The organism is Ruegeria sp. AB10 (genome assembly GCF_056542745.1).
Genome location: NZ_JBQGAI010000002.1, coordinates 174,765 through 194,243, shown reverse-complemented (window position 1 = coordinate 194,243; position 19,479 = coordinate 174,765). Strand labels below are relative to the sequence as shown.

General features: G+C 60.6%; 21 protein-coding genes, 1 tRNA gene and 1 pseudogene. 9 read left to right on the top strand and 14 right to left on the bottom strand.

Annotated elements, in window-relative coordinates; all coding sequences use genetic code 11:
* The first annotated feature begins 25 nt into the window (after positions 1-25).
* A complete protein-coding gene (locus tag ACR0NT_RS05945) occupies positions 26-202 on the top strand; it encodes a hypothetical protein (protein ID WP_170671613.1) in 177 nt (58 codons plus the stop codon).
* Positions 203-229: 27 nt separating this feature from the next.
* On the opposite strand, the gene ACR0NT_RS05940 is transcribed toward ACR0NT_RS05945, so the two are convergent.
* The 8 genes from ACR0NT_RS05940 to ACR0NT_RS05905 form a co-directional block, all read right to left on the bottom strand.
* Positions 230-1,309: a 2'-deoxycytidine 5'-triphosphate deaminase gene (locus ACR0NT_RS05940; protein WP_170671831.1), complete on the bottom strand. Its 1,080-nt coding sequence runs from the start codon at positions 1,307-1,309 to the stop codon at positions 230-232.
* Positions 1,310-1,370: 61 nt separating this feature from the next.
* Positions 1,371-1,447: transfer RNA gene (locus ACR0NT_RS05935), tRNA-Pro, on the bottom strand.
* 61 nt (positions 1,448-1,508) lie between these two features.
* On the bottom strand, positions 1,509-2,129 hold the full coding sequence (locus ACR0NT_RS05930) for a MerR family transcriptional regulator (protein ID WP_170671829.1): 621 nt from the start codon (positions 2,127-2,129) through the stop codon (positions 1,509-1,511).
* An 18-nt stretch (positions 2,130-2,147) separates the two neighbouring features.
* On the bottom strand, positions 2,148-2,450 hold the full coding sequence (ihfA, locus tag ACR0NT_RS05925; RefSeq protein ID WP_008755922.1) for an integration host factor subunit alpha: 303 nt from the start codon (positions 2,448-2,450) through the stop codon (positions 2,148-2,150).
* Between the two features lie 96 nt (positions 2,451-2,546).
* Positions 2,547-3,518 carry a beta-ketoacyl-ACP synthase III gene (locus ACR0NT_RS05920; protein ID WP_170443518.1) on the bottom strand — a complete coding sequence of 324 codons (972 nt, stop codon included), beginning with the start codon at positions 3,516-3,518 and terminating at the stop codon, positions 2,547-2,549.
* A 20-nt stretch (positions 3,519-3,538) separates the two neighbouring features.
* The gene (gene plsX, locus ACR0NT_RS05915; protein ID WP_170443520.1) at positions 3,539-4,627 is read right to left on the bottom strand and encodes a phosphate acyltransferase PlsX; all 1,089 of its coding nucleotides are present in this window, start codon (positions 4,625-4,627) and stop codon (positions 3,539-3,541) included.
* A 23-nt stretch (positions 4,628-4,650) separates the two neighbouring features.
* On the bottom strand, positions 4,651-4,857 hold the full coding sequence (gene rpmF, locus ACR0NT_RS05910; RefSeq protein WP_008756996.1) for a 50S ribosomal protein L32: 207 nt from the start codon (positions 4,855-4,857) through the stop codon (positions 4,651-4,653).
* A 206-nt stretch (positions 4,858-5,063) separates the two neighbouring features.
* On the bottom strand, positions 5,064-5,600 hold the full coding sequence (locus ACR0NT_RS05905; RefSeq protein WP_170671827.1) for a DUF177 domain-containing protein: 537 nt from the start codon (positions 5,598-5,600) through the stop codon (positions 5,064-5,066).
* An 85-nt stretch (positions 5,601-5,685) separates the two neighbouring features.
* Between ACR0NT_RS05905 and ACR0NT_RS05900 the strand changes: the two genes are divergently transcribed.
* From ACR0NT_RS05900 to ACR0NT_RS05890, 3 genes are all read left to right on the top strand, one after another.
* Entirely contained in the window at positions 5,686-6,162 is a 477-nt protein-coding gene (locus tag ACR0NT_RS05900) for an outer membrane protein assembly factor BamE (RefSeq protein ID WP_170671825.1), read from the top strand.
* 97 nt (positions 6,163-6,259) lie between these two features.
* Positions 6,260-6,994 (top strand): GNAT family N-acyltransferase, encoded by a 735-nt coding sequence (locus tag ACR0NT_RS05895; RefSeq protein WP_170671823.1) that lies wholly within the window; start codon positions 6,260-6,262, stop codon positions 6,992-6,994.
* Between the two features lie 68 nt (positions 6,995-7,062).
* Positions 7,063-8,871 carry an ABC-F family ATP-binding cassette domain-containing protein gene (locus tag ACR0NT_RS05890; RefSeq protein WP_480442731.1) on the top strand — a complete coding sequence of 603 codons (1,809 nt, stop codon included), beginning with the start codon at positions 7,063-7,065 and terminating at the stop codon, positions 8,869-8,871.
* Here the strand turns inward: ACR0NT_RS05890 and ACR0NT_RS05885 are convergent.
* Positions 8,868-9,413, bottom strand: coding sequence for a sugar O-acetyltransferase (locus ACR0NT_RS05885; RefSeq protein ID WP_170671821.1), 546 nt, complete (start codon positions 9,411-9,413; stop codon positions 8,868-8,870). The two genes, ACR0NT_RS05890 and ACR0NT_RS05885, sit on opposite strands and share 4 nt — an antisense overlap.
* Before the next feature lie 9 nt (positions 9,414-9,422).
* Positions 9,423-10,178 carry an SDR family NAD(P)-dependent oxidoreductase gene (locus ACR0NT_RS05880; protein WP_170671819.1) on the bottom strand — a complete coding sequence of 252 codons (756 nt, stop codon included), beginning with the start codon at positions 10,176-10,178 and terminating at the stop codon, positions 9,423-9,425.
* Positions 10,179-10,388: 210 nt separating this feature from the next.
* On the opposite strand from ACR0NT_RS05880, the gene ACR0NT_RS05875 reads away from it, so the two are divergent.
* Positions 10,389-11,162, top strand: coding sequence for a hypothetical protein (locus ACR0NT_RS05875; RefSeq protein ID WP_170671817.1), 774 nt, complete (start codon positions 10,389-10,391; stop codon positions 11,160-11,162).
* An 85-nt stretch (positions 11,163-11,247) separates the two neighbouring features.
* Here ACR0NT_RS05875 and tyrS read toward each other — a convergent pair whose 3' ends face one another.
* Together tyrS and ACR0NT_RS05865 are read right to left on the bottom strand one after the other, a co-directional pair.
* On the bottom strand, positions 11,248-12,501 hold the full coding sequence (tyrS, locus tag ACR0NT_RS05870; RefSeq protein ID WP_170443534.1) for a tyrosine--tRNA ligase: 1,254 nt from the start codon (positions 12,499-12,501) through the stop codon (positions 11,248-11,250).
* 90 nt (positions 12,502-12,591) lie between these two features.
* The gene (locus ACR0NT_RS05865; RefSeq protein WP_170671815.1) at positions 12,592-13,857 is read right to left on the bottom strand and encodes an MFS transporter; all 1,266 of its coding nucleotides are present in this window, start codon (positions 13,855-13,857) and stop codon (positions 12,592-12,594) included.
* Positions 13,858-14,067: 210 nt separating this feature from the next.
* On the opposite strand from ACR0NT_RS05865, the gene ACR0NT_RS05860 reads away from it, so the two are divergent.
* Together ACR0NT_RS05860 and ACR0NT_RS05855 are read left to right on the top strand one after the other, a co-directional pair.
* Positions 14,068-15,171, top strand: a complete 1,104-nt coding sequence (locus ACR0NT_RS05860; RefSeq protein WP_170443538.1) for an anhydro-N-acetylmuramic acid kinase — start codon at positions 14,068-14,070, stop codon at positions 15,169-15,171.
* Between the two features lie 9 nt (positions 15,172-15,180).
* Positions 15,181-15,603, top strand: coding sequence for a GIY-YIG nuclease family protein (locus tag ACR0NT_RS05855; protein WP_170671813.1), 423 nt, complete (start codon positions 15,181-15,183; stop codon positions 15,601-15,603).
* 67 nt (positions 15,604-15,670) lie between these two features.
* Here ACR0NT_RS05855 and ACR0NT_RS05850 read toward each other — a convergent pair.
* A pseudogene (locus ACR0NT_RS05850) lies at positions 15,671-16,447 on the bottom strand (fatty acid desaturase).
* A 114-nt stretch (positions 16,448-16,561) separates the two neighbouring features.
* Positions 16,562-16,981: a cupin domain-containing protein gene (locus tag ACR0NT_RS05845; RefSeq protein ID WP_170671811.1), complete on the bottom strand. Its 420-nt coding sequence runs from the start codon at positions 16,979-16,981 to the stop codon at positions 16,562-16,564.
* 87 nt (positions 16,982-17,068) lie between these two features.
* On the opposite strand from ACR0NT_RS05845, the gene ACR0NT_RS05840 reads away from it, so the two are divergent.
* A complete protein-coding gene (locus ACR0NT_RS05840; protein WP_170671809.1) occupies positions 17,069-18,487 on the top strand; it encodes a protein adenylyltransferase SelO in 1,419 nt (472 codons plus the stop codon).
* A gap of 80 nt (positions 18,488-18,567) precedes the next feature.
* Positions 18,568-19,407 carry an isocitrate lyase/PEP mutase family protein gene (locus ACR0NT_RS05835; RefSeq protein WP_170671807.1) on the top strand — a complete coding sequence of 280 codons (840 nt, stop codon included), beginning with the start codon at positions 18,568-18,570 and terminating at the stop codon, positions 19,405-19,407.
* The last annotated feature ends 72 nt before the right edge of the window (positions 19,408-19,479 follow it).

The following is a 19,479-nucleotide window of genomic DNA, read 5'->3' as shown; positions in this document are numbered from 1 at the left end:
GGGGCTCAGAAAACGGAGTTGAGCAATGAACGCCAATCAGATCATCAATATGATCGTGCGCCAGGTAATGCGCCGCCTTGTCAATTCGGGCGTGAACAAGGGATTTGACATGGCCGGTCGGGTGGGGCGCAAGGCCAATCAACCGTCGTCCCGGCAGGATGACGCGGATGCGGGTCGCGGAAACTCCAACAATCGCGGTTGAAGCCAGATCAGGCGCGGATGCCCGCCCTTAACCAGCTGCTTTGAAGTGCTTGGACAATTTCAGCCCCTGTCCCTGATAGTTCGACGCAATGCCCGCGCCGTATAGCTGCGTGGGCATCTCGGCCATCTTCTCATAGACCAGCCGTCCGACGACCTGACCGTGCTCCAGCACGAAGGGCGCCTCGTGGCAGCGTACCTCAAGCACACCGCGCGACCCTGCGCCACCGGCTTCGGCGTGGCCAAAGCCGGGATCGAAGAATCCTGCGTAATGCACCCGGAACTCACCGACCATTGCCAGATAGGGGGCCATTTCGGCGGCATACATCGGCGGGATGTGGACGGCCTCTCGGCTGACGAGGATATAGAACGCGCCGGGGTCTAGGATGATGCGACCATCACGGGTGCGCACTTCTTCCCAGTATTCCTGCGGGTCATATTCGCCGATCCGGTCCAGATCGATCACGCCGGTATGCGGCTTGGCGCGGTATCCCACCAGATCGGTGTCGGGCAGTTGCAGATCGACCGAAAAACCCAGCCCGTCCTGAATGACCGCAGGCCCATCGACTAACGGCGAGTCGGTGTGCAGCGCCGTCAGTTCCCCGTCGCTGAGCACCGCCTGTCCCTGACGGAAGCGAATCTGGTTCAGCCGCATTCCCGGACGCACCAGAACCGAGAAGGAGCGGGGGCAGATCTCGGCATAGAGCGGCCCGGTATAACCCGCAGGCACCCGGTCGAACTCGGTGCCGCCATCAGTGATGGCGCGGGTCAGCAGGTCCAGCCGCCCGGTCGAGCTTTTGGCATTGGCCACGGCGGTCACAGTTTCGGGCAGAGCCAGCGATTCCATCAGCGGCACCAGATAGACGCAGCCTTTTTCCAGCACGGCGCCGTCGGAAATGTCGATGCGGTGCATCTCGAACTCGGACAGACGGTCGGCAACCGAGCGCCCTTCGCCCGCCAGAAAGGATGCGCGCACGCGGTAAGCCACTGTTCCCAGACGCAAATCAAGGCTGGCTGGTTGAACCTGAGCGGGAATGACCTCGGGGCTGGCGGTAATCTCACCGCGCGCAATCATGCCTTCGATCTGCTGGTTTGGGCATACACCTGTCATTCCGATCCCCCCTGATGCCAGAGCGGGATCTGGCCTGTCTGCCATAAACGTCGGTGTGATTTGGTCGGGCTAGCAGGACTCGAACCTGCGACCTTCCGTCCCCCAGACGGACGCGCTACCAGGCTGCGCCATAGCCCGACGTTGAGGTGTTCATAAAGACTTTCCCGGCGGGGGCAAGAGGAAATCATCGCCTTTTTTCTTATCCCGCCGATCGATTTTCAATGCGGTTCAGAACGGCGCGCAAGTCCTTTGCCACCGGTGCGATCTGTTTCAGCAACTGGTCGTCAAACTCGGTGCGATTCCACGCTTGCGTTGCGATTCCACCCAACAGGGGGCTTTCATCCAGATATTCAGGCTCGGCTTTCGGGGCGATCTCTTCTGGCGCTGCTGGTTTGGCCTGAGCGGGCTCTGCCGTCTGCGGGGCCTTGGGTTCGGGGGCAGCATCGCCCAAGTCCAGATTGATCTGTTCGCTGGCCGAGGCAGGTTTCGACGTGAAGGGTACGACAACGCTGTCGTTTTTCGGGGTTTCCGGCTCGGCCACCTCATCCAGCCCCTGCGACAGCGCCGCGACATGGGCCACGCCTTGTTCGCGCAGGATACGCTGAACACCCTTGATGGTGATGCCGTCCTCGTGCAGCAGTTTCTTGATGCCGCCCAGTAGGCGCATGTCATTGGGCCGGTAGTATCGCCGGCCACCGGCGCGTTTCACCGGTTTGACCTGATTGAAACGGCTTTCCCAGAATCGCAGAACATGAGCCTGAACGCCCAGCCAATCCGCAACTTCACTGATCGTGCGAAACGCGTCGGGGGACTTGCTCATGACCGTGCCGCCCTGATCTTACTTGCGGTTCCCTGCCGCGACGCGATCCTTCATCAGGTGCGACGGGCGGAAAGTCAGAACCCGGCGGGGTTGAATCGGAACCTCTTCGCCGGTTTTGGGGTTGCGGCCGATGCGGGCGGTTTTGTCCCGAACGCTGAAGGTGCCGAATGACGAAATCTTCACCTGTTCGCCGCGCACCAAGGCGTCGGACATGTGGTTCAGAACGCTTTCCACCAGCTGCGCACTTTCGTTGCGTGACAGGCCAACCTCGCGAAAGACGGCCTCGCTCAGATCCATTCGGGTCAGTGTTTTATCGCCCATACCATTTCCCCTGTTGATACCAGAGAATAGGGCGAGGGGAAATTCGCTGTCAATATCAATGAATTGCAGGTCTGTGTGTAAGCCGTTTTGCGCCGGTTACCAGCGCAGGACAACCGCACCCCAGGCCAGACCGCCGCCAATCGCCTCGGTCACGATAAGATCGCCTTGCTTGATCTGGCCGCGCTGCTTGCCCACGGACAGGGCCAGTGGAATCGATGCCGCCGAGGTGTTGCCGTGGTCCTGCACGGTGACGACCACGTTATCCATCGGAAGGCCCAGCTTCTTCGCCGTGCCCTGAATGATGCGGATATTGGCCTGATGCGGCACGATCCAGTCGATATCCGAATTGCCAAGACCCGCCGAGCCCAATGCGGTTTCTGCGGTTTTCGCCAGTTTTTCAACGGCATGGCGGAAGACCTGATTGCCTTGCATCCGCAAATGGCCGGTCGATTGGGTCGACACGCCGCCATCCACATACAGCAGATCCTTGTACCGACCGTCCGAATTCAGGTCGGTGGCCAGAATGCCGCGATCATCGGAGGTGCCTGCGCCCTCTTGCAGCTCCAGCACCAGCGCACCCGCCCCGTCGCCAAACAGAACGCAGGTCGACCGGTCGGTCCAATCCATGATTCGCGAAAAGGTCTCGGCCCCGATGACCAGAACCCGTTTGGCCTGACCGGACAGGATCAGTGCATTGGCGTTGCTGAGCGCAAAGACAAACCCGGCGCAGACGGCCTGAACGTCAAAGGCAAAGCCCTTGGTCATGCCCAGCCGCGCCTGAACCATGGTTGCCGCGGACGGAAAGGTCAGATCAGCGGTCGAAGTTGCCACGATGATCGCGTCGATATCGTCCGCCGTCAGGCCCGCATCGGCCAGCGCGGCCTCGGCCGCCTTGGTGGCCAGATCCGAAGTGGATTCATCATCGGCAGCAAAATGGCGGCGTTCGATCCCCGAACGGGTTCTGATCCACTCATCCGTTGTATCGAGCGTCTTTTCAAACTCGGAGTTCGGAACGACGCGCTCTGGCAAATAATGTCCGACACCTACGACAACTGAACGGCCTGCCATGTTGGGTACTGCCTTTTTTGTTATTCGCCGGCCTTTGGCGGCGTGTGGGCGGCATCTTGTGCAAGCTCGGCTGTTGATGCAACCCGTGCCGCCAATTTTTCGGCAAAACCAGACTGGGCCAGGGTAAAGGCCAGTTTGACTGCCGCCGAGACTCCGGTGGCATCGGCGCCACCATGCGATTTGACCACGGTACCGTTGAGGCCAAGGAAGACCCCGCCATTCACACGGCGCGGGTCGATACGTTTCTTGAGGCGATTGAGCGACGTGATCGCCAGCACCGAGGCCAGGCGCGACAGCGGTGAGTATTTGAACGCCTCGCGCAGCAGGTCGCCGATCAGGCTGGCGGTGCCTTCGCCGGTCTTGATCGCGACGTTTCCGGTAAAGCCATCGGTTACAATGACATCCGCCTTGTCGCCGGGAATGTCGCTGCCTTCGACGAAGCCGACGAATTCGAAATTCGCCTGCTCTGCGAATTCCGCGATCATTGCGTGGGCCTCTTTCAGTTCGGCGCGGCCCTTGTGTTCTTCGGTGCCGACATTCAGCAGGCCGATGCGCGGGCGTTCCAGGGCCATGCCGTTGCGGGCATAAGAGGCCCCCATCAGCGCATATTGCAGCAGGTCTTTGGCGTCGGCGCGCACATCCGCACCCACATCCAGCATCACGTTGAACCCCTGCGGGTTGCGCGACGGCCACAGAATCGCAATTGCCGGACGGTTCACGCCCGGCAGTTTGCGAAGCCGCATCATCGACAGCGCCATCAGCGCGCCGGTATTGCCACAAGAGACAGCGCCGTGGGCCTCGCCATTGCGGACCGAATCCAGCGTCGACCACATCGAGGTCTGCTTGCCGTTGCGAACAACTTGGCTGGGTTTGTCCTCCATCGTGACCACATCGGGGCAATCACGAAAAACGACGCGCCCTTGCAGGACACGCCGTTTGGCGACAAGTTTGCGCAGAACCTGTTCAGGTCCGTGCAGAACGAAGGCGATATCGGGGTTCTTGTTTGCCGATTTGGCAATGCCCGCAACCACAGTTGCGGGCCCCGAGTCTCCGCCCATAGCGTCAACCGAGATGGTAATCCGTCCGGCGTGCGTGGGCTGTTCCGTCATGCCTTGCCTGCGCTTTTAAAGGCTTAGGCCGCGTCTTCGTCCAGATCGATTTCGTCGGCTTGTGCGACGACTTCACGATCATCGTAGTGACCGCAGGATGCGCAGACGTGGTGCGGGCGCTTCAGTTCACCGCAGTTCGGGCATTCGTTCGGGTTTGCAGCAACCAGAGCGTCGTGTGCGCGGCGGTTGTTGCGACGCGACTTGGAAACTTTGTTCTGTTGGACGGCCATGGTCTCAACCTTTGTCTACTGAGGGTCAGCAGATTCGCCGCCGACCGGGTTTCATTCTTCGTTTTTCTCGTGGTTTGACGCGCGTTTAGGGTACGAGCCCCACGTTGTCCAACCCAAATTCCGATGAGCGCGCGAAAATACTGCGATTCTCGACATGTTCAAGCGATTTTTCTGAGCGCCTGCTATGACAGGAAAACAGACCTATGTCACTCGTCTTTTTTCAACGCATCGCGCAAACCTGCCAACCCGGCAAAGGGCTTGGCATCTTCGTCCGTCATCGCCTGTTTTCCGGGTTCGGTAAAGTCGGCCTGGTCCAGCGCGGCTCCGTCCTTGCGCGGGTATTGGGGCAGGGCGAGAGACAGCGCCTCGATCATCACCAGAGACGGGTCGATCTCTGGGCCCAGAGGTTCGGAATCGTCGCCTTCGGGGATTTCGAATTCTTCCTCATCGGGGTCCGACCAGTCCGCCATAAAGGTACGCGTGACCGGGATGTCGATGCGCGTGGTCACCGGTTCCAGTGTTACGACGCAGGGCTGAATTACCGTGGCACCCAGTTTTCCGCTCAGCGCCCAGTCGCGTTTGCCCTGTGCCCTTACGTCACCCGAAAAGCTGAGCTTGCGCAGGCCCAGCAGGCCCAGATCGTCCCGGATTGCCTCCAACGCCTTGCTGTCGGGGCGTAAGTCAAAGGCGGTTGGGGCGTTTTGGGGCAGGTCGGCCACCCGCAGAGATGTCTGGTTGCTCATTCGTGACCCTTTCCTGTGTTGAACCGGGGCTGCGGTTTGATGTAAGCGGATAGGGTCCGCATAGGGCCAAGGCAAGAGGGTGTAAATGTTGAAGGTTGTGAACAGGTTGAAACCGGTGTCCAGAACGCTTGTCCTTGCGGCCTGTCTGGCAGCGGCCAGCGCGTGTACCCCGGTCTTTAAGAATCACGGATATATCCCTCCTGCGGAAGACCTGGCCGAGATCAAGGTTGGCGTCGACACACGCGATAGTGTGATGGAAACCGTTGGTGCGCCCAGCTCATCCGGTGTGGTGCGCGATTCCGGGTTCTACTACGTTCGGTCCCGCATCCGGCATTACGGACCGAAGAAACCCGAAGTCGTCTCGCGCGAACTGGTCGCGATCAGCTTTGATGACCGCGGCGTCGTTCGCAACATCGAACGGTTCGGGCTTGAGGATGGCATCGTTGTAACGCTGGACCGCCGCGTGACCGAATCGACCATTCAGGGTCAGGGCTTTATCCGTCAGCTGTTGGGTAACATCGGCAACTTCAACCCGGCCAATATCCCCGGCGCGTCGCAGTAACGAAAGCCATACCTTGCTATGGTCACATGACAGTCACACATGGTGTGATAGGGACACAGCAAGACGTAACGGGTCAGCAACCGCGGAGGATGCGACCATGGCATTATTGCTTGGCAAAGGCCGTTATCGCGCCCGGCTGGCGCGTTCGCCGCAGGATTTGGCGGCTGCGCAGCGATTGCGTACGCGGGCCTTTGGCACGGATCAGACCGATCAGGACGATTTTGATCCGGTCTGCGCCCATATCCTGGTCGAGGACATGCGGGAAGGCGGGCAGTTGGTCTGCTGCTTGCGCATGCTGACGATGGAAAATGGCGCTGAGGTCGGCCGCAGCTATTCGGCGCAGTTCTACGACCTTTCGGCGCTGCAAGGGTTCGACGGGCGCATGGTCGAGATGGGGCGGTTCTGCATTCACCCCGACCGGACCGATCCGGACATCCTGCGCGTCGCATGGGGGGCGATGACGGCTTATGTTGATCAGAACGAGGTCGAGATGCTGTTCGGCTGTTCGTCCTTTGCGGGGACGGAAACAGAGGATTATCTTGACGCATTTGCCATGTTGAAACACCGGCATTTGGCGCCGAAACGCTGGTTGCCACGGGTGAAGGCTCCGAATGTGTTCCGGTTCGCGGCCCGTTTGCGACGCAAGCCGGATGTGAAAAAGGCGATGCTGCGGATGCCGCCCTTGCTGCGCACTTATCTGATGATGGGGGGCTGGGTCAGCGATCATGCGGTGGTGGACCGCCACATGAACACGCTGCATGTCTTTACCGGGCTTGAGATCGGCGCGATTCCCCCAACCCGAAAGCGCCTGCTGCGGGCGGTGGTCGGGTAGAATGAGTATTTTTGAAAAGATAAAGCCGGGGCGTTGACGCCTTCTGTCCGCCGGTTTAGCTGGCGGGCATGGCGAGAATTCCTTTGTTGCAGATGTCCGGCATTTCCCTGACCTTTGGGGGTGATCCGGTGTTTTCCGAGCTTGATCTGGTGGTTCAGCCGGGTGACCGCGTAGCGCTGGTCGGGCGGAACGGATCGGGTAAATCCACATTGATGAAAGTGATGGCCGGTCTGGTTGAACCCGATCATGGCGACATCGTGGTGCCGCCGGGCAAGTCTGTCGGGTACATGGAGCAGGACCCTGGCATGCAGGGGTTTGCCACGCTGGGCGACTATGCTTCGAGCGGGTTGGAGCCGGGCGAGCTGTATAAGGTCGAGCGCGCCGGTGAGGGGCTGAAGTTCGATCCGTCTCGTGCGGTCGAAACCGCCTCGGGCGGGGAACGGCGGCGGGCAGCATTGGCCAAGCTAATGGCCGAGGCCCCCGACCTGATGCTGCTGGACGAGCCGACCAACCATCTGGATATCGAAGCCATCGCCTGGCTGGAACGCGAGTTGGGATCGACCCGGGCGGCCTTTGTGCTGATCTCGCATGACCGGGCGTTTTTGCGGGCGCTGACACGGGCGACTTTGTGGATCGACCGCGGCGCCGTGCGGCGGCAAGAACAGGGGTTTGATGCGTTTGAAACGTGGCGCGATAAAGTCTGGGACGAAGAGGACCAACAACGCCACAAGCTGAGCCGCCTGATCAAATCCGAGGCCAAATGGGCCGTGGAAGGCATCAGTGCACGACGCAAGCGCAATCAGGGCCGGGTGCGGGCGCTGCAGGCGTTGCGGGCCGAGAAGGCGGCGCAGATTAAACGTCAGGGCTCGGCGGCAATGACGTTGGAGTCAGGGCCGAAATCCGGGCGAAAGGTGATTGAGGCCAGGGGCTTGGCCAAGTCTTTTGACGCGCAGCAAATCATTCGGAACTTTGATCTGTTGGTCCAGCGCGGTGACCGTGTGGCCTTTGTCGGCCCTAACGGTGTGGGCAAAACGACCTTGTTGAAGATGCTGTTGGGGCAGGAGCAACCGGATGAAGGCTCGGTGACACTGGGCACCAACCTTGAGATCGCCGTGTTCGACCAAACCCGCGCGCAATTGGACCCGGAAATGAGTCTGTGGGACAGCCTGACCGGCGACCCCGAGATGCGCGTGTCCGGCAAAGCCGATCAGGTGATGGTCGGTGGTCAGCCCAAACATGTGGTCGGCTACCTCAAGGAATTCCTGTTCGACGAACGGCAGGCAAGAGCGGCCGTTAAATCTCTGTCTGGCGGTGAAAAAGCGCGGTTGCTGTTGGCCAAGCTTATGGCCAAATCCTCGAATTTGCTCGTGCTGGACGAGCCGACCAATGATCTGGACGTGGAAACACTGGATCTGTTGCAGGAGTTGCTGGACGACTACGACGGCACCGTTCTGTTGGTCAGTCACGACCGGGATTTTCTGGACCGGGTCGCCACCACGACTATCGCGATGGAGGGGAATGGCCGCGCCACTGTCTATGCAGGCGGATGGTCGGATTATATCGCGCAGAGGGGCGATATTCTGCCAAAAAAGGAAGAAAAAACAAAACCCTCCAAGCCGAAGGTGAAGCAGGATAGCCAGCCGAAATCCGGCCTGTCCTTCTCGGAAAAGCACCGACTTGAGAAACTGCCGGCCGAGATCGAACGCCTTGAGGCCGAGATCGGCAAGCTGGAAGAGCTCATGTCCGATCCGGAACTCTTTACCCGCGAGCCGGTCAAGTTCCAGAAGGCGACAGAGGCTCTGGTTGAGCGGCAGGAAAAGCTGGCCGCCGCCGAGGAGGAATGGCTGGTTTTGGAAGAGAAGGCCGAGGGCGCTTAGGGCAGCGGACGGGCGGGGTTGCCAACGACCGTTTCTCCGGCGGCGACGTCTTTGGTCACGACGCTGCCCGCGCCGATGGTGGCGTTGTCGCCGATGGTGATGCCGGGCATCAGGATGGCGCCTCCGCCAACCCAGACGTTCCGGCCGATGGTCACAGGCAACCCGATTTCCAGACCCCGCGCCCGCTCAGCCGGGTCCTTGGCGTGCTGAGCGCAATAAATCTGAACGTGCGGGCCGAACATCGTGCCATCTCCGACCCGCACAGGTGCCGTATCCAGAACCACGCAGCCGGCGTTGAAATAGACCCGCGCGCCGAGGTGGATGTTCATCCCATACGCGCAATGGAACGGGGCTTCGAGGAAACAATCCGGCCCGGTGCTGGCCAGCAGCGCTTGTAATTCCGGTGCCATCGCGCCACGGTTATCCGGGGCGCGCGTGTTATGCGCATGAACCGCGCGCCGGGCTTGCGCGCGCAGGGCGTCCAGTTCTGGGTCCAGACAGCAATACCACTGCCCGGCCTGCATTTTCTCCCGCTCGGTCATGGGGCAGATTTACCGCATCCGCAGGGCGCCGTCGATGCGGATGACCTCTCCGTTCAGGTAGCCCATCTCGACGATGAACCCGGCCAACCGGCCATATTCCTTTGGGTCGCCCAGGCGGGCGGGGTTGGGAACGTCGGCGGCCAGTTGCTGTTGCACCTCTTCGGGCAGCCCGGCCAGCATGGGGGTCATGAAAATGCCCGGTGCGATGGTCATCACCCGAATTCCGGTCGAGGCCAGATCGCGGGCCATCGGCAGGGTCATTCCCACCACGCCCCCTTTCGAGGCCGCGTAGGCTGCCTGACCCTTTTGCCCGTCAAAGGCCGCGATTGATGCGGTGTTGATGATCACCCCGCGTGCGCCATCGGGATCAGGGTCATTCCTGGCCATCTCGGCCGCCGCAAGGCGCGAGACGTTGAAGGTGCCGACCAGATTGATGTCGATGGTGCGCTGGAAGGCGTCCAGCGCGTGCGGGCCGTCCTTGCCGACCGTCTTGATGCCGTAGGCGATACCGGCGCAGTTTACCGCTGCCGTAATCCGGCCCATTTTGTCAGTTGCCTGCGCAATCGCTGCCGCGACCGAGGCCTCGTTGGTCACGTCCGTTTCCGCGAAATGCCCACCGATTTCCGAGGCAACCCGCGCGCCGCGTTCGGCGTCACGGTCCAGAATGGTGACCTGCGCGCCCTGGCTTGCAAAATGGCGGGCCGTGGCCTCACCCAGGCCCGAGGCCCCGCCGGTTACGATCGCGGCTGTGGTGGACAATTGCATGACGGCTCCCTCCCATCAGGATATGAACGTATGTTCATTTAATCTAACGATTTAGGTGATGTCCATCATTTTTGGTGCCTGCTTTCTATGATTTCGGGCGTTTCTCAAGCCTTTCTCAGAAGACCTTTAAGTCTGCTTAATGCACGAGTCTCACATCGATACCAGGCGAAATGACGCGTCAACGAGGCGTCGTGCAAGGAGACAATCGTTATGGTTAAGAGTTTGAAGGTTGGAATTCCCGTGCTGGTGACGGCTCCGTTTCTGACCGTGATGGCAGTAAGCAGTGCAGCCGCAGCCCCCGAAGTGTGCAATTGGAAAACGGCGCGGGATGCGGCAAACCGCGGAGACTATCAGACGCTGTGCGATTGCCAGCAGGTGACGCCCAGCTTTCTGAAACGTTTGCAGGTGCGGTCGGATTTCCCAACGACGCTGCTCAACACAACTGCTCAATGCCCGGGTTTGGCAGCTTTGCTGACCGATCAGCCGACCGGCTCGATCAGCGCATCGGCAAGTCTGGGAGAGGCGCGCGGCAATGACCAGTTTGCTGGGTCCGGTTCGGACAACGGAAATGACTCGGGCTCGGGCGGTGGTGGCGGGGGCGGCAACCCCGGTGATGGCGGCGGCCCCGGTGACGGAGGAGGTGATCCCGGCGATGGTGGTGGCGACCCTGGCGACGGTGGTGGCGATCCCGGCAATGGTGGCGGCGGAGGCAACGGCGGCAACAATGGCGGCGGCAACGGCGGCAACAATGGCAGCGGAAACGGTGGCAACAATGGCGGCCCCGGTAACGGGAACGGAAACAACGGGAACTCTGGCAATGGCGGAGGAAACAACGGCGGATCCGGCCCCGGAACCGGCAATGGCGGTAGCAACAACGGTCACGGGAATGGCTCTGGCCACGGCGGCGGCGGCCACGGCAACGGTGGCAGCAACGGCGATGGCAAAGGTGGCGGCAAGGGCGGCCACGGCGGCGGCAAACGCTAAACCTGCGAAGGTTTGAGGCCGCAATGCTGAAAAAGAAAACGGCCACCCGATCGGGTGGCCGTGATATTTGCTGACTGGGGCAGGATCAGCCCAGTTGCACCAGCGCGTGCCGCTTTTTACCGGCGCTCAGTTTGATCGGCGACGACAGTGCACCCGCGTCGATCATCAACCCGGCATCCGTCAGCGGCGCGTCATCCAGCTTGGCGCCGTTTTCGGCGATCAGGCGCTTGGCCTCTTTCCCCGACTTTGCCAACCCCGATTTCACTATGATCTGAACGATGGACATGCCGTCACCCAGTTCATCGGCGCTGAGCGTCAGGGTCGGGAGATCGCCCCCAATGCCGCCTTTTTCAAACACTTCGCGGGCGGTGGCTTCGGCGGTCGCAGCAGCTGCGGCACCGTGGGCCAGGGTGGTCACTTCGTTGGCAAGACGGATCTTGGCTTCGTTGATCTCGGACCCTTGCAGTGCGCCCAGACGGTCGCACTCATCCACCGGCATTTCGGTGTAGAGCTTCAGGAACCGGCCAACATCCGCATCGGTGGTGTTGCGCCAGAACTGCCAGAACTCATAAGGCGAGCGCATGTCGGCGTTCAGCCAGACCGCACCGTCCTGAGACTTGCCCATCTTCTTGCCGTCGCTGGTGGTCAGCAGGGGCGAAGTCAGGCCATAAATCTCGTGATCCAGCACGCGGCGGGTCAGGTCGATGCCGTTGACGATATTGCCCCACTGGTCACTGCCGCCCATCTGCAGAACGCAGCCGTAACGGCGGTTCAGCTCAAGGAAGTCATAGGCTTGCAGAATCATGTAGTTGAACTCGAGGAAGCTCAGCGATTGTTCACGATCCAGCCGCGATTTCACGGATTCAAACGAAAGCATCCGGTTGACCGAGAAGTGCCGTCCGATATCGCGCAGGAAGTCGAGGTAGTTCAACTCGTCCAGCCACTCTGCATTGTTCAGCATCAGCGCCTTGTTCTCGGCGTCGCTGTCATAGTCGATATAGGCCGAGAACACCTTTTTGATGCCGGCGATGTTTTCGTCGATCTGTTCGGGGCCCAGCAGGGGGCGCTCATCCGCGCGGAAGGACGGATCACCCACCTTGGTGGTGCCGCCGCCCATCAGGGTGATCGGCTGGTGGCCGGTTTTCTGGAACCAGCGCAGCATCATGATCTGGATCAGGCTGCCCACATGCAACGACTTGGCCGTTGCATCAAAGCCGATATAGGCCGGCTTGCATCCACTCATCAGCGCTTCGTCAAGGCCCTGATAATCGGTGCAGTCGGCGAGAAAGCCGCGCTCGATCATCGTGGCGATGAAATCCGATTTGGGATGGTAGGTCATAGCGTGCCCTTTGGGTTGAAGTTGCGGGGCACTGTATAGGCGGCGCTTTCCACAAGGAAAAGGCACCTTTTCATGGAAAACGCGGCGATGTCAGCTTTTGGTCGGGGGCAGGCGGAAGGCATAGCCCATCGCAATCAGGTTCAGCACCGCCAGCGCCAGGATCGGCGTCACCGGATCGTGCAGATGCGCCACCGCGCCAAGGATCGCGGCAAAGACCATACCGACCAGACCGGCACTGACATCTCCGAGTGCGACCAGATAAGGGCGCTCTTTTTCCGAGGTCATTTCGATGATGTAGAGGTAGCGCCCGTAGATCACTCCGTTCCCGCCTAGCGACAGCAGCAGGATGACCAGCGCATAAATCCAGACATTCTGCGCATAGCCCATGAAGGTGAAGGCCAACGCCATGAGGGCCGAAACCGCCGAGATCAGGCAGCCCAGCCACATCACCGGCTTGACCGAGATCCGCCCGCTGAGCCAACCCCAGATGATCGAGCCGAGCACCATCCCAAGGCTTGCGGCCATGACGAAATAGCTCAGCGAGTGTTTGGTTCCCACGTGGAAGGTTGCCGCGTGGATCGTGTAGAACGGCATCGCCAGTTCCACCGAGACAAAGATCAGCCGGGCCGTCAGGAACTTGCGATACCACTCATAAGCCATGCCGGTTTTGAACCCGGTCACAAGTTCGGCCAGCGGTTTCGGTTTTGCCTTCGGAGCGGGCGCGTGGGCCTGTTCCTCTTCCAGCAGGCGGACACCTGCAAAGCTGACCCCGGCAGCGAACATGGCAATGACCCCGCACCAAAGCACAACGATATGGCGCTGCATCGGTTGGTCCGAGGCCAGAAGGTCTCGGGTGATCCAGACAACAAGGATGGCCAGAATGCCCGAGATCGTGGCCTGCGCGAACACCATCCGGTTGCGTTTTTCATTGGGGACAGAGATGCCGTAAATCTGACTGGTGCCCAGGCTGGCGATGCCCTGACACAGCCCCATGATCAAAGCGGTTGTCAGGAACAGCAGCACGATCATCACATTGGGCAGGTTGGTCGCGAACAGGGCCACGATGGCCAGAATCGCGGCGGTCAGGATGTTGGGCACGTAGACCGCCAGTTTCGCGCGGGTCACCCGATTGATGAACGGAGACATGAAGATCTCGGCGATTAACCGTGATCCGGTCACGAAAGGCAGCAGCAGACCGGCGAAGAACGTCGGTGCACCCAAGGCCAGATACAGGAACGGCAGCACCAGATTAGGGTTCACCAACTGCCCGCCAATCGTCGCCAGCGACCCGGACCAGAAGATCAGCTGGTAATTGCGCCCTTCGGCGGGTTGTTTGGGTGTCTCGGTGTCCGTCATGGCCGTCCGTTCGGGATGCAGATGGCCGCAATGGTTACTCAGCCCGCGCTGTCGCGCAACTGCCCCTTGGGTTTGATGTGGTTGCAAGCGCGCACATGGCGTCAAAAATACACGCGGAAGGTGCGTTCCGGCTTGCCTTCGGTTGCGTGAAACGTGCAGGTTTGGCGCGCCGCGTCGGGCAGCCGACGCCAATAAACACAAGAGGTGAGCGTGAACCGGGCCATCAGGAAAAGCGGGCCGATCAAGGCCCTGGGTGCGATGTCTGGCACATCGCTGGACGGAGTGGATACGGCAGTGGTTGAAACCGATGGGCACCGGATTATCGGTTTTGGTCCCAGCGGTTATCGCGCCTATACCGACGCCGAACGCGCCGACCTGCGCGCCGCCCTTGGCCAGTGGCACGGACCTGCGGTGGACAACGCAGCCGAGCTGGTGACCTTTGCCCATGCCGAGGCGCTTTCGGAGTTCGAAGATGTCGATCTGATCGGCTTCCATGGTCAGACCCTTGCGCATGAACCAAGCGGGAAGGGCACGTTGCAGGTGGGCGACGGCAAGGGGTTGGCGCAGGCGCTGGGCGTGCCGGTCGTCTGGGATTTCCGCAGCGATGATGTGGCGATGGGGGGCGAGGGTGCCCCGCTGGCGCCGTTCTTCCACTTTGCCTGCGCCAAATGGATCGGCGCGACCGAGCCGCTGTGTTTCCTCAACCTCGGTGGCGTTGGCAACCTGACTTACGTGGACCCCAGCTTTGACGGGCCGGAAATCCCCGGCGCGCTGCTGGCTTTCGACACCGGGCCTGCAAACGCGCCGGTGGACGATCTGATGCAGGCCCGGCTTGGTCTGCCGATGGACCGCGACGGCGCGGTGGCGCGGGGCGGCACGGTCGAAACCGGCGCGCTCGAGCTGTTTCTGGCCGAGCCCTTCTTTACCCGCATCCCGCCGAAATCCCTGGATCGCAACGACTTTGCCGAGATGATCGGGCTGGTGCAGGAGCTTTCCGACTCTGATGCCGTTGCAACCCTGACGGGCATGTGCGCAGCCGGCGTGGTGCAGGGGATGGAGCACTGCCCCAAACCTCCCGCCCGCGTGCTGGTGACCGGAGGCGGGCGCCATAACCCGGTGCTGATGGAGATGCTGCGCGTGTCGCTCGATTGCCCGGTCGAACCGGTCGAGGCCGTGGGGCTGGACGGAGACATGCTCGAGGCGCAGGCCTTTGCCTATCTGGCCGTGCGGGTTTCGCGTGGGCTGCCGACCTCATGCCCGGGTACGACGGGTGTCAAGGCGCTGGTTGGGGGCGGCGTGTTGAGCGCGGTTTGAGGGCAGCAGATGGATTTTGACGATGAGCAGAGCGTTGTCGCAGACCTGAACCTCAGACCGCAGGACCGTTTTTCGAATCCAAAAGGTTATGCCCTCGGGGCGGAATACGATGCGCTTTATTGTTCGTTTAAAATCAACGCACCGAAAACCTCGGGGATCTACTGGATCTTGGCTGACGGAGTCGTTGTTTACATCGGCCGAGCGAAAAACCTGCATAACCGCCTAAGCGTTCAATACGGTACGGTTTCCCCGCGGCATCCGTTTAAGGGTGGGCAACTGCAAAAGTGCCGAACCAACGCGAAGATCAATTCCATTTTATCCGCAGGTGGCCGCGTTACTTTCAGATGGCGGGCTTGTGACGACTATGTCGAACAGGAACATGCGTTGTTGAAGTCACCAGACGCCAGACCGGCATGGAACCTGCGCGCCTAACAATGTGCACGACCGTTTCGGGATTCCATCCTCTGGAGAGCGTGAAAGGGCATATCAGTTTGAATGGTCATCTGAGAGACCGGACATACTCACCCGTAAAGTCCAAATACCCGTCCGAGGTGGACAGCAGGTGCGCTCGCGTCCAATCGTGCAAGGCCGGTAGTTGGTGGAAAGGCACGTTGGGAAAGGCATGGTGTTCCGCATGATACGGCATGTTCCAGGCCAGAAATCGGACGACTCGGTTGGTAAAGGTGGTGCGCGAGTTTTCCAGCATGTTGGCGACCGGGGGGCATAACCCGTGCTCGGCCAGCAAGTAGAGGCGCAGGAAAGGCTGCCCGATCAGGACCGGACAGAACCACACCCAGAACAAAAGCGGCGTGTAGAACAGGCTGACACAGGCGAAAGTGTAGAGTGCCAACAACAGCCGCGCCTCGGTCCGCATGGCATGGTGTTGGGGGGCGGGCAGGTAGGGCGCATCGATCTGGCCAAAAGCGTTTTGCAGCAGCGTCTTCGCCATTCCGGTCCAATAGGGCCAACCACTGAGATAGATCAGTAACTAGGGCCAGTTGTCTGGCCGGGGTTTACCCGCAAGCTCGGGGTCTTTTTCGGGGTGGTTGGTCCATTTGTGGTGCGCCAGGTGAAAATACCGGAACCATGTGAAAGGCAGGGCAATGGGGATCGAGATCAGATGCCCGATGACGTCGTTCAGCCATCCGTTGCGAAACGGTGTCTTGTGAGTACATTCGTGGCTAAGGGTGAACAGGAAGACCAACAGCACCCCCTGGGGCATCAGGAAAACAGGCCAAAACGGAACCTTTATCGCGATACAGGTGGTCGTAGCCATCAGCGCAGCAAGGTAAAGCGCAAGATGCCATAACCCGGCCGTGTTCGAGCGCCGCTGCAGTCTGGCTTTCACCGGGGGCGGGATTGACGATATGAGGTCGCGGTGATCCATGCCTTAGATGCGGGGAATATCAAAACCCGGTTTGGCCAGCACGAACCCGTCAAACTCGAATCCCGGTGAGACGGTGCAACTGACCAGAGTGTAATCTCCGGTCGTCTGCGCCGATTGCCAGTGGTTTTCAGGCACGATGACCTGCGGTGCGCCCTTGGTCGGGTCCGGGGTGAGTTGATGGTCGGTCGCGGGGCCGTCATCCGTGGGGCTGAGCGACAAGGTCAGCGGCGCGCCAGCGTGATATAACCAGATTTCTGTCGCATCGACGCGGTGCCAATGGCTGCGCTCATCCTTTTGCAGCAGGAAATAGATGCAGGTGCCGGTGGCGCGGCCTTCGTTATCGGCGCGCCATGTTTCGCGGAACCAGCCTCCTTCGGGGTGGCGGGACAGGTTCAGGTGGTCGATGATCTCTTGCGCGGTCATGGGGGCCTCGGTGTTGTTTGGCGCGATTATGCATGCAGAGGCGCGATCCGCTATGGTATTCGTGTGGTTCAGCAATATGTTTGCGGCATGACCCTGACGATCCCGTTTGACAACAGCTACGCCCGGCTTCCCAACAGCTTTTATGCGCGGCAGGCGCCAATACCCGTGCGCGCGCCGCGTCTGGTCGCGTTTAACGAAGAACTGGCGCAGATCCTGCGTATCACGCCCGGTGACGTACATGAAATGGCCGACGCTTTTGCGGGCAACACGCTGCCCCAAGGGGCCGAACCGATTGCGCAGCTATACTCGGGGCATCAGTTCGGCAGCTATAACCCTCAGCTTGGCGACGGGCGTGCGGTTCTGTTGGGGGAAACGGTCGGCACCGATGGCATTCGGCGGGATATTCAACTGAAAGGGTCCGGCCCGACACCGTTCAGCCGCCGTGGCGATGGTCGGGCCTGGCTGGGGCCGGTGTTGCGCGAATACGTGGTGTCCGAGGCGATGCACGCGCTGGGCATCCCGACCACCCGCGCCCTGGCGGCGGTAGAGACAGGTGAGATCGTTTTGCGCGAAGGCCCGATGCCCGGCGCGGTACTGACCCGCGTGGCGCAAAGCCATCTGCGCGTGGGGACGTTTCAGGTGTTCGCCGGGCGCGGGCAGACCGGCAACCTGCGGAAACTGACCGAATACGCCATTGCCCGCCACTATCCGGATGCCGAGGGGCCAATGGGCCTGCTACGCGCGGTGCGGGACGCGCAGGCCCGGTTGATCGCACAGTGGATGAGCGTGGGGTTCATCCACGGGGTGATGAATACCGACAATTGCTCGATTGCCGGTGAAACCATCGACTATGGGCCTTGTGCCTTCATGGACAGCTATCATCCGAATACGGTCTACAGCTCGATTGACCAGATGGGGCGCTATGCCTATTCCAACCAGCCGGACATTGCGGTGTGGAACCTGGCACAATTGGCAACGGCGCTGATTCAGCAGGTCGATGACCCCGAGGCCGCCGTCGAAGAAGCCACCGAGATCGTGCACGCCATGCCGGGTCTGATCCATCAGGAATGGTGGGGGCGGTTCCGGGCCAAGATTGGTCTGACTTCTGAGGAAGACGGCGACGAAGCGCTGATTAATGATCTGCTGACCCGGATGGCACACAACAATGCCGATTTCACCAACACGTTCCGGGCGCTGGGCAGTGACAACCCCCGCGATCAGTTCCTGACGCCCGAGGCCTTTGACGCATGGGCCGTCGGTTGGCTGGCACGTCTGGAACGGGAAGAGAATCCGCAGGTGGTTATGAACACTGCCAACCCGGCCTTTATTCCGCGCAACCACCGAGTTGAGCAGATGATACAGGCGGCCGTTCAGGGCGACTATGCCCCGTTCCATCGTTTGACCAAGGTTCTGGCGCAGCCCTACGACGATCAGCCCGAGGCGGCCGACCTGACTTATCCTCCGACCGAAAAGGAAGTGGTCCACGCGACGTTCTGCGGGACGTGACTTGGCCCTCCAATAGGCTGAGAAAACGGTTCTCTGCCTGTTCCGGATAGTTATACTCCCCGCTGCCGGGAGGATGCGACGTGAATCAGGACACAAAATTCAAACGCTTCAAAGCGCTTCACGACAGGGATGAGGCATTTGTTATTCCGAACCCTTGGGATGCGGGCTCTGCGCGATTGCTGGCCAGCATGGGGTTTGATGCATTGGCGTCTACAAGTGCTGGATACGCCTTTTCAAAGGGTAAGCGGGATTCATTTGCCAGCCTTGGACGGGACGAAATTCTGTTGAACGCGGCCGAGATTGTTCAGGCAACGGATTTACCGGTCGCTGCGGATTTGGAAGACGGGTTTGGCGCCGCCCCTGAAACCTGCGCTGAAACAATCAGGCAGGCAATCGATATTGGCTTGGTCGGCGGCTCCATCGAAGACGCGACGGGTGATGAAAGCGATCCGATCTACGCGCTGCCAATTGCGGTCGACCGCATTCGTGCGGCTGCGGATGCGGTGCGGGGAAAACCCTTTCTGTTGACCGCCCGGGCCGAGGGGTTTCTTTGGGGTCGAAAAGACCTGTCGGAAACAATCAAGCGTCTACAGGCGTTTTCGGATGCGGGGGCAGATGTTTTGTACGCGCCCGGGCTTCCGGATATCGACGCGATTCGAACCGTATGCAGCGCCCTGGACAAGCCCGTGAATGTTGTCATGGGTCTGCAGGCTCCGTCCTATACCGTCGCGCAATTGTCCGAGGCCGGGGTCAGGCGGATCAGCGTGGGGGGATCGTTTGCCCGCGCGGCATTCGGAGCGTTGCAGCGAGCCGCGCGTGAAGTCAGGGTCAACGGAACCTTCGACTATGCCCGTGATGCGATGTCCGGAGATGAGATCAGTGAAGTAATGTCGCAACGCAAACTGCCGGATCGCCAATGACGCCCTTTCGGGTCCGCAGAGGTCACCGCGCCGAAATGAGGGGGTGATTTGGCATCCTCCCGTGGCAACCCG